At 63.7% G+C, this 14,198-nt stretch carries 6 protein-coding genes; 4 read left to right on the forward strand and 2 right to left on the reverse strand.

What is annotated here, in order from left to right; genetic code table 11:
• Positions 1-28 precede the first annotated feature (28 nt).
• The 4 genes from RGAI101_RS11320 to RGAI101_RS11335 are packed head-to-tail and all read left to right on the forward strand — an operon-like array spanning position 29 to position 6,718.
• Complete coding sequence (locus RGAI101_RS11320; protein WP_008226485.1) at positions 29-1,036, forward strand: AAA family ATPase; 1,008 nt, start codon at positions 29-31, stop codon at positions 1,034-1,036.
• Complete coding sequence (locus RGAI101_RS11325) at positions 1,036-1,917, forward strand: DUF58 domain-containing protein (RefSeq protein ID WP_037229440.1); 882 nt, start codon at positions 1,036-1,038, stop codon at positions 1,915-1,917. Before RGAI101_RS11320 ends, RGAI101_RS11325 begins: the two co-directional genes overlap by 1 nt.
• Positions 1,914-4,676, forward strand: a complete 2,763-nt coding sequence (locus RGAI101_RS11330) for a DUF4159 domain-containing protein (RefSeq protein WP_008226662.1) — start codon at positions 1,914-1,916, stop codon at positions 4,674-4,676. Before RGAI101_RS11325 ends, RGAI101_RS11330 begins: the two co-directional genes overlap by 4 nt.
• Positions 4,673-6,718 (forward strand): membrane protein, encoded by a 2,046-nt coding sequence (locus RGAI101_RS11335; RefSeq protein ID WP_008226982.1) that lies wholly within the window; start codon positions 4,673-4,675, stop codon positions 6,716-6,718. The genes RGAI101_RS11330 and RGAI101_RS11335 overlap by 4 nt, the downstream gene beginning before the upstream one ends.
• Before the next feature lie 7 nt (positions 6,719-6,725).
• Here the strand turns inward: RGAI101_RS11335 and pbpC are convergent, their stop codons facing one another.
• Complete coding sequence (pbpC, locus tag RGAI101_RS11340; RefSeq protein ID WP_008228864.1) at positions 6,726-8,753, reverse strand: penicillin-binding protein 1C; 2,028 nt, start codon at positions 8,751-8,753, stop codon at positions 6,726-6,728.
• Complete coding sequence (locus RGAI101_RS11345; protein ID WP_037228050.1) at positions 8,750-14,155, reverse strand: alpha-2-macroglobulin family protein; 5,406 nt, start codon at positions 14,153-14,155, stop codon at positions 8,750-8,752. The genes pbpC and RGAI101_RS11345 overlap by 4 nt, the downstream gene beginning before the upstream one ends.
• Positions 14,156-14,198 lie beyond the last annotated feature (43 nt).

Raw genomic sequence — 14,198 nt, forward strand, 5'->3', positions numbered from 1 at the left:
CAGACATAATCCAGAGGACGCAAAAGTCATGACCGAAGCCAGCGATATGGTCGCCGATATTGAAATACTCGGTGAAAAACTGGCGCAGGCCAAGGCGTCGATCACCAACCGCTTTATCGGGCAGGAACGGGTTGTTGATTTGACCCTGACCGCGCTGCTGTGCGGCGGGCACGGGTTGCTGATCGGGTTGCCGGGTCTGGGCAAGACGCGCTTGGTGGAAACGCTCAGCACCGTGATGGGTCTGCATGGCAATCGCGTGCAGTTCACCCCCGACCTGATGCCTGCCGACATTCTGGGGTCAGAGGTGTTGGACACCGCCGCCGACGGCAGCCGCGCGTTTCGCTTTGTCGAAGGGCCGATCTTTTGCCAGCTTCTGATGGCAGATGAAATCAACCGCGCCTCTCCGCGCACTCAGTCCGCCCTGTTGCAGGCGATGCAGGAAAAGACGGTAACCGTCGCAGGTCAGGACCGTCCCCTGGGCAAGCCGTTTCATGTTCTGGCCACGCAAAACCCGATTGAACAAGAAGGCACCTACCCCCTGCCCGAAGCCCAGCTTGACCGGTTTCTGGTGCAGATCGACGTTGCCTATCCCGACCGCAAGACCGAACGCGACATCTTGCTGGCCACCACGGGCGACAGCGATGCGCAGGCCTCTCAGGTCTTTACCAGCCAGGAACTGCTGGCCGCGCAAACCCTGTTGCGGCGGATGCCCGTCGGAGACTCTGTCGTCGAGATGATCCTTGATCTGGTCCGCGCCTTCCGCCCCGATGAGGCAGATGCCAGCCAACAGGTCCGTGATACTGTCGCCTGGGGTCCCGGCCCCCGTGCCGCACAGGCCTTGATGCTGACCGTGCGTGCGCGCGCCTTGCTGCAGGGGCGGCTTGCGCCGTCAGCCGAAGACGTCATCGACATGGCGCGTCCGGTGCTCAGCCACCGGATGGCGTTGAACTTTGCAGCGCGGGCACGTGGCGACAGCCTGCATGACCTGATTGATGCAACGGCGGCCAGCCTGACCGGGAAAAAGGTCGCAGCGTGATCAACTCCGCCACCCTGCGCGCCAATGCCGAAGATCAGGCCGCCCGCTTTCCGGCGCTTCTGGCACGTGCCGAGCATCTGGCAGGCGCTGTCCTGCTGGGCGCGCATGGCCGTCGCCGCGCAGGGGTCGGGGATGATTTCTGGCAATACCGTCCGGCGCAGCAAGGTGACAGCCGTCGCCGGATCGACCACCGCAGGTCGGCCATGGGCGATCAGGAATTCGTGCGCGAACGCGAATGGCAGATCGCGCAATCCGTGATGCTTTGGGTCGACCAGGGGGCATCCATGCGCTTTACCTCTGATCCGAAGCTGCCGGAAAAGGCCGACCGTGCGCGGCTGCTGGGGCTTGCCGTGGCGATCCTGTTGCAACGCGGCGGCGAACGCGTCGGACTGACCGGAACGGCCCTGCCGCCACGGTCGGGCACGCCGCAAATCCTGCGGCTGGCCGAGGCGTTTTGCCAGGACGATGCCGCCGATTACGCCCCGCCGGAACATCGCGCGATGATCCCCCATGCGCGGGCCGTGTTCATCTCGGATTTCATGGGCGATCTGGACGGCGTGACGCTGGCCCTGACCAAAGCCGCCGACCGCGGCGTGCGCGGCGTTCTGTGCCATGTTCTTGATCCCTCTGAGGAAGCTTTCCCTTTCACGGGCCGCACCATCTTTGAGAGCATGGGCGGCACCATCCACCACGAAACGCTGAAGGCAAATGACCTGAAATCGCGCTATCTGGAGCGGCTGGCCGAACGCAAGGCGGAATTACAGCGGCTCTGCGCCCTGACGGGATGGCATTACGGCTTGCACCACACCAATGCGTCGGCGCAATCGGCACTGCTGTGGCTGTATTCAGCGCTTGATACGCGCGCAGGGGCGGCGGCATGACGGTTCTGGGTGGCATCGGTTTTTCGGCCCCGTGGCTTTTGCTGGGCCTTTTGGCGCTGCCGATCCTGTGGCTGATCTTGCGCGCCGTTCCACCGGCACCGATCCGCCGCCGCTTTCCCGGCGTGGCGCTTTTGCTGGGCCTCAAGGATTCCGAAACAGTCTCGGATCGCACTCCGTGGTGGCTGCTGCTGCTGCGTATGCTGGCGGTGGCTGCGATCATCATCGGCCTTGCCGGGCCAATTCTGAACCCCCAAGAACAGCAGGCCGACGGGTCCGGCCCCTTGCTGATTGTGCTGGATGGCTCTTGGGCCGGGGCACCCCGCTGGGCGCAGCAATCCGAGGTGATCGACGCGCAGTTGACCCGTGCCGCACGCGCCAACCGTACCGTCGGCTTTCTGACGCTGACCCAGCCCGAAGAACCCGCCTTTCAATCGGCGGATGTCTGGCGCACGCGGCTTGCGGGGCTCCAGCCCGCGCCGTGGCAACCCTCTGACGGGAATATCACCCGCGCGATCGAGATTGCCGAAACTCTGGACGGGTTCGATACGCTTTGGTTCAGCGACGGGCTTGGCTTTGACGGCCGCGAAGATATGCTGGCTGCCCTGCAGGATCGGGGGTCAGTCGAGGTCTACCAGACCGGCGCGAACGTGATGGGCATGGCCCCCGCCACCTACGAGGATGGCGCGATCACCCTGACCGTGAAACGTGCACTTGCAGGCACGCCCCGCGAGGTATCCCTGAACGCCCAAGGCCGCGATCCCGCGGGGAACATCCGCATTTTGGCAACTGTGCCCGCAACCTTTGAAGACGGCGCGGTTGAGGCCACCGCCCAGCTTGCCCTGCCCGCTGAATTGCGCGCGCGTATCACGCGGTTCGACATTGCGGGACAACGGTCTGCCGGCGCGACGACGCTGGTAGATGACGGCTTGCGCCGCCGCGAGGTCGCGCTGATTGCCGGGCGTGATGACCGCGAAGGGTTGGAGCTGCTGTCGCCGCTGCATTACATCGAGCAGGCCCTTGCCCCAAGCGCCGATCTGATCGACGGGTCATTGGCCGATATCCTGCCCGCCAATCCGGACGTCATCGTGATGGCCGATGTGGCGACCCTGTCGGATGCCGAACAGGCCCCCCTGATCGAATGGATCGAAAACGGCGGCATGCTGGTACGTTTCGCCGGCCCCCGCATCGCTGCCAGCGATATTTCCCGCGACACCGAAGACCCCCTGATGCCCGTGCGCCTGCGCGCCGGTGGCCGCAGCGTCGGCGGCGCGATGAGCTGGGGAGAGCCTAAATCCCTTGATGCCTTCCGCGACAGTTCACCGTTTTTCGGTCTGGAGATTCCGTCGGATGTGGTCGTGTCGGCCCAGGTCGTGGCCCAGCCCGACCCGACGCTAGCAAACCGCGTGATTGCATCCCTCAGTGATGGCACGCCGCTGGTCACGCGCAAGGCGCTTGGCCAAGGGCAGATTGTGCTGTTTCACGTCACAGCGACCGCCGAATGGTCGACCTTGCCGCTGTCGGGCCTGTTCGTTCAAATGATGGAACGGCTTGCGATATCCTCCTCTTCTGCCGGTATCGACGCGCAGGACCTGCAAGGCACCACATGGACCCCGCTGCGGGTGATGGACGGGTTCGGCCTGCTGGAAGATGCCGGAAACCTGCCCGGCGTCGACGGGGCCGATCTGGCCGGCGCGGCCACCGGTCCGGGCCTGCAACCGGGCATCTATGCCTCTGGCGACCGGCGCATCGCGCGCAACGTGGTCACGGCGCAAACCGTGCTGTCACCGGCCAAATGGCCCGGCGACGTTCCCGTGCGTGGCCTTTTCGTGGCCCCGGAAAAACCCCTTGCCGGATGGCTGCTAAGCCTGTCGATCTTGCTGCTGCTCGCCGATGTTGTGGCATCTTTGGCTTTGTCCGGCCGCCTGTTGAAACGCAGCAATGCGGCGGCGGTCGTGCTGTTGGGCCTGCTGTACATGCCCGCCCCTGCGGATGCGCAAGATGCCGATGCCTTTGCCTTGAACGCCACTGCGGAAATGACGCTGGCCTATGTCGTCACCGGGAACGGCGCTGTGGACGAACTGTCGGAAGCAGGCCTGCGCGGCCTGTCCGACACCCTGTTTTTCCGGACATCGGTTGAACCCGCGAATCCCATCGGCGTCGATCTTGAACGCGACGAGCTGGCGTTTTTCCCGATGCTGTATTGGCCGATCACTCCCGAACAGCCGCGCCCGTCGGGCGACGCTTATGCCAAGCTGAACGACTATCTGCGCTCTGGCGGGCTGATCCTGTTTGACACACGCGACGCCAATATCGCGGGGTTCGGCGCGGCCAGCCCCAACGGGCGCAAGTTGCAAGAGCTTGCCGCGCCGCTTGATATTCCACCGCTTGAACCACTGCCCGGAGATCACGTTCTGACCCGCACCTTCTATCTCCTTCAGGACTTTCCCGGCCGCCATACCGGCCGCGACGTCTGGGTCGAATCCTCGCCCCCTGACGCGGAACAGATCGAAGGGATGCCGTTTCGCAACCTCAACGACGGTGTGACGCCCGTCGTGATTGGCGGCAACGACTGGGCCGCCGCCTGGGCCGTGACGCCGGGCGGGGCCCCTATGGTGCCTGTCGGGCGCGGCTTTGCCGGGGAACGGCAGCGCGAACTTGCCTACCGTTTCGGGGTCAATCTGGTCATGCATGTGCTGACCGGCAATTATAAATCCGATCAGGTTCATGTGCCTGCGCTCTTGGACAGGTTAGGCCAATGACTTCTACAATCGTCTTTGATCCGCTTATCCCTCTGGTGCTTTTGGCTGTCGTGGCACTGGTTGCCTTGGCCGCTGTTGTGCTGGCCGTGATCCGTGGCTTGCAAGGCTGGGCGCTGCGCGGACTGGCCATGCTGGTGGTGATCGCGGCCCTCTCGGGTCCGTCGTTCCAGCAAGAAGATCGCGCGCCGCTGACCGATATCGTCATCCTGCTTGAAGACGCCAGCGCCAGCCAGAAACTGGCCGACCGCGCCACCCAAAGCAGCGAGGCCGCAGATGCCCTTGCTGCGCGGATCGAAGCCCGCGCGAACACAGAACTGCGCCGCGTGACAGTGCCCGATGGCGTTGGAGATGCAGGGACGCAGCTGATGACCGCGCTTGGCGATGCCCTTGCCGAAGAGCCCCGCGCGCGGATCGCCGGTATACTTGCCGTCAGTGACGGACGCATTCATGACGCTGATCTGCCCGTCGATCTGCCCGCGCCCATGCACCTACTGATGACAGGAAAGGAAACCGATTGGGACCGCCGCCTGTCCGTGCGCAATGCCCCTGCTTTTGCGATCATCGGCGAACCCGTCACGCTGACCCTGCGGATCGACGATTTGGGCACTGCCCCAGCGGATGGCGGGCTGGCCCAGCTTGATATCTCGGTTGACGGTGAAGAACCGCAATCGTTTCGGGTGCCTGTCGGTCAAGACCTCGACCTGCCAGTAACCCTGCCCCATGGCGGCCGCAACGTGATCCGGTTTTCGCTGCCCGAAGCGCCCGGCGAACTGACCGATCGCAACAACGCGGCGCTGATCCAGATGAACGGCGTGCGCGACCGTCTGCGCGTATTGCTGGTCAGCGGGGAACCACATCAGGGCGGGCGCACGTGGCGCAACCTTCTGAAATCCGACAGTTCGGTCGATCTGGTGCATTTCACCATCCTGCGCCCCCCCGAAAAGCAAGACGGCGTGCCGGTGGATGAACTGTCGCTGATCGCTTTCCCCACCCGCGAATTATTCATGGAGAAGATAGATGATTTCGATCTGATCATCTTTGACCGCTACAAACGGCGCGGCATCCTGCCCTCTCTCTATCTTGAAAATGTCGCCAATTACGTGCGGCAAGGCGGGGCCGTTCTGGTCGCTGCCGGTGCTGATTTCGCCAGTGCCGACAGCATCTTCCGTTCGCCCCTTGGCGCGGTGTTGCCCGCCACGCCTTCGGCACGGGTGATTGAGGAACCCTTTCTGCCTGTCGTCTCGGATCTGGGGCAGCGTCACCCTGTGACCACCGATCTGCCGGGTCGCGGCGACTGGGGCCGCTGGCTGCGCCAGATCGATGTGACCGATCCGATCGGCAATGTGGTGATGACCGGTCAGGACGACCGCCCGCTGCTGGTCCTGAACCGGGTCGACGAAGGCCGGGTGGCGCTGCTGGCGTCAGATCATGCATGGCTCTGGAACCGTGGCTACGAGGGGGGCGGGCCGCAGCTGGAATTGCTGCGTCGGCTGGCCCATTGGATGATGAAAGAACCCGAGCTTGAGGAAGAGGACCTGACCGCTACAGCCGAGGGCCAGACCATGCGCATCATTCGCCGTACCCTTGGCGACGATGTGCCCCCCGTGACCATCACCGGCCCCGATGGCAGTACCGTGACCCTGCCCCTGACGCAATCCGCCCCCGGCGTCTTCGAAGGCCTGTACGAGGGGCCCGAAATCGGCCTCTATCGGTTGGAAAACGGCGACGAGGTCACGGTCATCGGCCTTGGTCCTGCCGCCCCGAAAGAGTTTGTGGAGACAATCGCGAGCGACGTCACGATGGCACCGATACTCGCCGCCCTGCGCGGCGGTGTTGCCCGGATCGAAGACGGCCTGCCCCGCATCCGCGAGGTCCGTCTTGGCCGACCCGCCGCCGGACGCGGCTGGATCGGGCTGACCCCGCGCAATGCCTATGAAACCCGCGATGTGCGCCAGACACCGATCCTGCCGGGCTGGCTGGTCCTGCTGCTAAGCGCGGCACTAATCGTCGCCGCCTGGCTGCGCGAAGGTCGCCGCAGCTAAAAGGGCGTCATTGCAGTCTGATCTCGACCTCGGCGCTGCGCCCGCGTGCGTCAATGACAGAGATCCGCGAGAATCCCGCCCCGTCGAGCGGAAGCCACGTTTCGCGATCCCGCAGGCCGGTCAGCACGGGCGCGCCGTTGACCAGAACTGTCAGCGGCAACTTACCGGACCGGAGCTTTAGCGGGATGCCTGCCCCCCCGCGCCGCAGCACCGCGCCCTGAGGGGGGAAGCTGACCATCGGGCTGTCCGTCGCGAGATCGAAGATCGCCCCACGGCTGCGGAACCGTTGCAGGGGCGCGGGCAAATCGGCAGTGCGGAGCATCAGCGTTTCGTCGGGCGGGAGGGGGCCGGGGGCGCGTTTTTCGGATACACGGCCGAAGGCCTCGAACAGAATCGGTGCTGCCAGATCACCGCCAAAAGCCCCCGGTACAGGCGTGCCATCGGGCCGTCCCAGCCAAACGCCGATCACATGTTGCCCATCGAAACCGATGCTCCAGGCATCGCGGTGCCCGTAGGACGTGCCCGTTTTATACGCGATCTGGCGGCGCGGTCCGCCGATATGCAATGGTGGTGCCAGATCGGCAAGGATGTCCCATAGCTGCCACGCCGCCACATCCGACATGATCCGCTTGGGCTGGCGCGCAGCCGCGTCTTTGCGCCAGATCAACGGCTGCACCTGCCCGCCGTTAGCTATTCCCCCGTAAAGCTGCACCAGATCATGCAACGTGATGCCCACGCCCCCGAGGGCGACCGCCAGCCCCGGCTTGCCCCCCGGCACCACTGGCGCTGCCCCCCCGCGCCGTAAAAGGGCCATCAGACGGGACGGGCCAAGTTCGTTCAGCAAGACCACAGGCGGAATGTTCAGCGACTGAAGCAAGGCAGACCGCACTGTCAGTTCGCCGCGATACTCCCCATCGAAGTTTTGCGGCGCATAGCGGCCAAAGGCGGTCGGCGCGTCATTGATCAGCGTTTCGGGATGCACCAGACCTTGTTCAAAGGCGATCCCGTAGATGAAAGGCTTGAGCGTCGATCCAGGCGACCGCAACGCCCGCGTCATATCGACGAACCCCAATGCACCATCCGCCCCCGAATACGCAGGCGACCCGACCGAGGCGAGGATTTCGCCGGTGTGATGATCCGCCACGATGATGGCCGCGGACAGACGGTCATCGCGGCCACGCACGGCGCGGGCGGCAAGGTCCTGGATCTGTTCTTGAAGGCCGGCATCCAGCGTCAGGTCGATGCGTTGCGTCTTTGGTACCTCGCGCAGCGTCAGGTCGGTCAGATGCGGGGCAAATCGGGGAAACGGCGTCATGCGGCGCGGCACTGGCGCAAGACGGGCTTGGTCGGGCGCCTTGGTGCGCTGCAAGACGCGGGCACGCGCCTGACGTGCGGCCTGCGGGTGTCTGTCGGGTCGGCGGGTTTCCGGGGCTTGGGGCAAGGCGACCAGCAATGCGGCTTCGGCCAGGGTCAGCCGCGCGGGTTCTTTGCCAAACCACGCGAGCGTCCCCGCGCGCAGCCCTTCCACAGCGCCACCATAGGGCGCATGAGCAAGATAAAGTGTCAGGATTTCATCCTTGCCAAGAACCCGTTCAAGAGCGAGCGCCAGCCGGATCTGGCGCAGCTTGCCCTGCCAACGGCCCGTCCCGGAGTTTTCAAGCAGGCGGGCGACCTGCATCGTCAGCGTCGACCCGCCCGATACAATCCCGCCATTTGTGACCGCCTGAACCGCAGCCCGAAGGCCGGCACGCAGGTCGACGCCGTTGTGATCGTAAAACCGCTTGTCCTCGTAGGCGATCAGCATGTTCAGGAACCCAGGGTCAACATCCTTCAGGCGCAGCGCCATGCGGGTACGCCCGTTTTCGACCGGATAGACACGCAGCAACGCACCGTGGCGGTCGCGCATCTCGACCGATGTTTCGACCAGCATGGACGGAAGGACTGTCGATGCGATCCAGCGGTCGGTCGCATCGCGCAGGCCCCCCACGGTGCCCAAGAGCATGACCAGCGCGAACAGGCCAAAGCGGCGGATCATGGGGCGATCGTTACTTGCCCCGTCCCGGTGTTCGCGCGGTATTCGGGGCGGTACATGTCGGTGACCACAGCTGCCGGATGATGATAGCTGCCCGGTGTGACCGCACGAACCACATAAGCAAGCTGAAACGGATCGGCCCCCCGGTGGTCGACAGCGGCGAGAAAGCGGTCACTGCGGAATTCGGCGTGTTCTGCGTCGGCCGTTTGCAGCCAGTCCAGCGCGGCAAGGTCACCGCTGCGGATCAGGTTCGGATTGTCGATCTCGAACCCCGCAGGCAGGGAGTCATCGACCATCAGCCGCGCGCCGACTTCTTCAAACGGGGTCACCTTGAGGACCACGACCATCCAGTCGCCAGACGCGAAAGCGTCGCTGACGGGGGTGCCATGCACGGTGTAATAATTGCGGGTCAGGGCGTAGCCATAGCCGCCCGCTTCGGGGGCGACCTCTGGCACGCCGAAGGTGGTCATCGTCACGTCAATCGCACGTTGATCCGTGTTCCGGATTACCGACGGGCGCGGGTCCGCATCGTCAATCCGCTTGACCATGGTCCCCGCGCTTGGGGTGCCATCGACCGAAATCCCGGACCCTGCCGTCGTCGTTGCCAAAGCATTTGCAGCCAGCACCACATGCGCGGCTTCCTGGGTTGAGAATTCCCGCGCCACCGATCCCAGATCAGAGACAAGATTGCCGCGGCTGATCGCCGTGCTGCCCGCTTCGACCGCGAGGGTCAAAAGACCGGCGGTGTCACGCAGGGTGCTGCCGTAGTCACCGCGCCACGCGAGCGGATCCACCGATTGCCCAAGCCGCGCGGCCGCCATGGCAAACAGTCTGTCCGCACGCTTTTGATCCCCATACGCCGCAAGCGCCGCGCCAAGTTGCGCCAGGCTGAGGGGGGTGGCAAAATTGTCGGCCTTGGTATCTGCATAATAGCGCAAGTCGCCCATCGACGCAGCCCCTTCGCGGGCCAGTACCAGCAGCGCATAGGCGATGTCTTCGCCGCCCAGATCAAAATCGGGGGCATAGCTGATCCGGTTGCGCAGATTATCCATCGCCGTGGCAAAGCCGACATCAGGCACGGCATATCCGGCCTTGCGCGCACGCGACAGGAAATCGGTCACATAGGCATCAAGCCAGAAATTGCCGTCCAGTGGCCCCCACGCCCCGAAGCCCCCCTTGCGGGTCTGCCGCGTCAAGATTTGCGAGATGGCACCTTGCACCTTTTCCGCCAGCTTTTCGGGCGCGCCCAGCCCCGCGTCACGCGCCATGCTGCTAAGGTACAGCAGCGGCATGGCACGCGACGTCAGCTGTTCGGTACAGCCGTAAGGATAGCGATCCAACTGCTGCAACAGGCCCGGCACATCAAGCCGCGCCAGCGGCCCTGCGGTCAGCGTCGCACTGGCAGTGCCTGCGCGGAACCCGGCAAAGACATTGCCATCAAAGGTAAAGCTTTCTCCGGCCCCAAGGCTGAATTGCCGCGTCACGGCAACCTCTGGGTCGGTGTCCCGCACCGGCAGGGTCAGCACCTTGCGCAAGACCTTGCCGTCCGGCGTGGTCAGCGTCACCGTGATCAGCGGATCACCTGTTTCGCGCCCTGTTACGGGGATGGCAAGCCTGGTCGACCCACCTTGTGCAAGCGTCACAGTTGCAGGCACGGTGCCAAGCCCCACAGCGGCATCTGCCACCACGGCTAATTGCATGTCGCCCGCTGCACCTTCTGCATGGACCAGTTCCAGCAGCAGGCGGCTGTCATCGCCGGGGGCCAGAAAGCGCGGCAGGGATGCAGTTACCACGACGGGATCGCGCGCCAGAACGTCTGTACTGGCGTCCCCCACGGCCCCGTCGGACCATGCTACGGCCATCAGTTTGATCGTGCCGTTGAAAGCGGGGCGGATGATGTCAATTTCCGCACGGCCTGTCGCATCTACGGTGACAGGTCCGGAAAAGAACGACATCAATTCTTCGGTCGGCGGCGGTGATTGCAGTTGTGCGTTGCTTGCTGCATCACCGCCAGACCGGACAGCGCCCAGCGCCCCGTTCATCCCGTCAATCAGACGTCCATAGATATCACGGATTTCAACGCCCAGACGGCGCTGGCCAAAGTAGTGACCGGTCACATCGGGGGCCGTATATCCGGTGAGGTTCAGAATGCCCTCATCAACGGCGGCAAGGGTGACATACGCGGTTTGCCCCTCGGCCACGCCGTCCACCAACACTGCCGCACGCAGAATGCCCGGTTGTCCATCGACCGTGTCGGGCGCGTCGAAACTGACGTTCAGGCGTTTTCTGTCAGGGCGCACGGTCGCATGTACCAGCCCCAGCGCGCGCGCCGGGTTCAGATCATTTTCGACGTCCATCGGGCGCAGCACCGAGGCGCTGACATATGCGCCTGTGCCCCATTCAGCCGTCACAGGCAAAGGCACCAGATTTTCGCCTGCGGTGACCTGAACGACTTGCCGCGCGATCACCTTGTTCGACAGGACCGAGATCAATGCAGTGCCGTCCGCTTCTGACAGCAGCCGTAACATCGCGGTGTCGCCGACGTCATAGTCTGTCGCATCAAGGGATACTGACAGGCGGTCCGGCGTATCCTTGCTGCCGTCCCCGCCATACCATCCGGACGCGAAATCAACCGAAGCGATCGCCGCGCTGCCATCCGTCGCCTCAACGATCAGTTCGTATTGGCCCCAGGCGGTGGGCAGGGTCACCGCAGAGGGGGTCGCCCCAAGGGACAGTGTTCCGGTATCCACGCGGATGCGGCGGGTCACCGGTTCCCATTCCCAGTTCCCGTAAAGTTGATACCATTGATAACGGGTCTCGACCTGATTGAGCGTCCAACGGACGGGCATTTCAACGGCCGTGCCATCAGGGCTGACAGCCGTAATCTGGAACGTCGCATCGGCCCCTTCGGTCAGCACATCATCAAATCCCGGTTTGATCCCGATCAGGGGGCCAGACGGCGTGACAGGTTTGGTCAGACGGCGTTCTACCGGACGGCCCGATCCTTCGGCCACGCGCAAGACCGCTTCGACCATCAGGGGCTGGCTGGGGGTTTCGTCAAGTTCGGGCAATGTCAGCGGGATGATGGCACTGCCTGCCGCATCCGTCGTCGCATTCGCCAGATAGGATGTGCGCGCATCAAAGCGCGTGTCATATCGGCCAAAGAGATACCCTGCCCATCTCTCAAGACTGCGTGTCGCGCGCAGTGATACTTCGCCATCGACCTCAAGCCCTGCGCCGGGCGCGCCAAACAGATACCGCACATCGACGGTCAACGGCGGCGTGTCCCCCAACCGCAGCGGCGCGTTCGGCAAGCCAAGATCAAAGTCGATCCGCTCGGGCAGGAAATCTTCGACCAGCAGGGTTTGGCTCGCCAAGGCGGGGCCCTCCACGTCCGACAAGATATCCAAGCGCCACGCGCCACGGGGGACATTGCCCCCCAAGGGCAGCGCAAAGACATGCCCGCCTGCGACGCTATTGCGGCTTTGGGTCCGGCTGTATTCGACACCGTCGGGGCGCTTCAGGATTGCTGTCACAGGCAGATCACGCAACGCCTTGGCCTGACCGTCGCGGGTCAATGCCGTGGCGTAGATGGTATCGCCCGCGCGGTAGGCACCGCGATCCGTCGTCAGGAACGTGTCGATCGGCGGGCTTGGGGGGCGGCCTTCGACGCCTCGGTCCGACAGGTCGAACGCAGGGTCCGTCAAAGGCAGAAACGCCACGTCCCGGCTGCCGTCCTCGGCCATCAGCAAAGCGGGGCTGGCGGCCCCCGTCCCGCGCGTCAGACCTGCGGGGAACTGGGCAAAGCCCTCCTCATCCGCAGTTGCTGTCCCCAAAACCTCGTTCGCTCTCGAGATAAGCGTCAGTTTAATCCCCGCTTGGGCCGACGCATCGCCTAGACTTCGGACGGCAACGGCGAGACCATCGGTGCCAGCCCATGTCGTCAGGCCCAGATCGGACAACACAAACCATTGCATCGCCGCCGGGTGTTCATAGGAATCTTGCCCCGGTACCGCGGCACTTAGCGTATAGATACCCGCAGGCTGATCTGCCAACGCCTCGCCAAGTGGCAAGCGGGTGGTCATATCGGCGTTCAGCGTGTTCTGGATGTTACCGGTCCCACGCCAGATTTCCTGCGCGAGGGTATCGGCAAAGGCTTCGCCTTCGTATTGGTTCAACGGGCGGCCAAAGTAATTATCCTTGATCGCCGCAACCAGATTTCGGTCACTGACCTTGCGCAAGACCAAATCGACCTGATCGACATTCACGCTTTCGATGGGCAGGGCCGCGTCGGCACTGCGCGGCAAAACATAGGCACGCCCCGCAAACCGGACAATCGGTCCGCGGTCGCGCACATACAGGGTCAGCGGGATGTCCTTGGCAAGCACTTCTCCACTGGCAGCCGGGAGGCCTGCACGAAACGTCACGCGGTACCGCGCGCCGTGATCCACGCCATCAATGCAAATCTGCTGGCCGTCAGCCTCAACCGACAGGCCGTCGCCGTCGATGCGAACAAAAGGTGTGTAATCGACACCGGCCTGAACAAGAGCTTCCGAAAACTCCGCACAGATGCGGGGCGCGGCTGCATCGCTGTCAACGCGATGTTCCGTAATGCGAAACCCGTATTTGCTGATGGCACCGTCCAATGCCGCATCCAGATCAGCGTTTGGCGTCAGGGCATTTGCCAGACGCAACGCCGGGATCATGTCGCGCCCGCGATTGTTAGCCTCAAGCGCATTGGCCAGCATCTCAAGCGCCGTGGATTGCAAGCGGGGATCGGTGGCGCGCAGATAGCCGTTGATCGCGGCGGGAACAGCCTCGCTGCGCAATTTCATGCGGTCCTGATAGGTCAATTGATCGTTGTCTCGCAGGCTAATGCGCGCAAGCTGGACCCAATAGCCTGCCGCGTCAGTTCCCGCGATCAGCTGCCCCGTGGTCCGAAGCGACACCGCTGACGCGGGCAGATCAGGGCCATCCAGAGGATAGCGCCGCCCAATATCGCCCGCCAGATCGCGCGCGGCCGCCAGATCGCCAGAGTCTAGAAACGCCAGATCAGACGCGCGGGTTGCAGAACCTTCCAGCAGAGATAAATCGGTCGCCACCCGCATCGCGGACATGGCACCGTCATATGCCTGTTGATTGGTTATGGCAGATTTCGGAAAGCACGCGTTCGACCGCATGTTGAAGGTGAACGCGACGCAGGTGCTTTGGGCCGCACAGGCACGTTCACAAGCTTCAAGAGTGGTGTCGAAAAGCTTGCCCAGATCGGCACCGTAGAAATCAACATTTCGCGTAAATACGAATCGATCCGTCGGCACGGCCTGTTGTGCAGTTCCTTGCGTTCCCAGCCCCGAAAGGCCAAGCATCAAGCTGAAAAGGAACATTAATTTGCGCAGAGTGGTCATGGCACAAGCCCTTTTTTCACGATCTACCAGTGCCACGGTGGCA

The sequence above is a fragment of the Roseobacter sp. GAI101 genome (genome assembly GCF_000156335.1).
GTDB lineage: Bacteria > Pseudomonadota > Alphaproteobacteria > Rhodobacterales > Rhodobacteraceae > Sulfitobacter.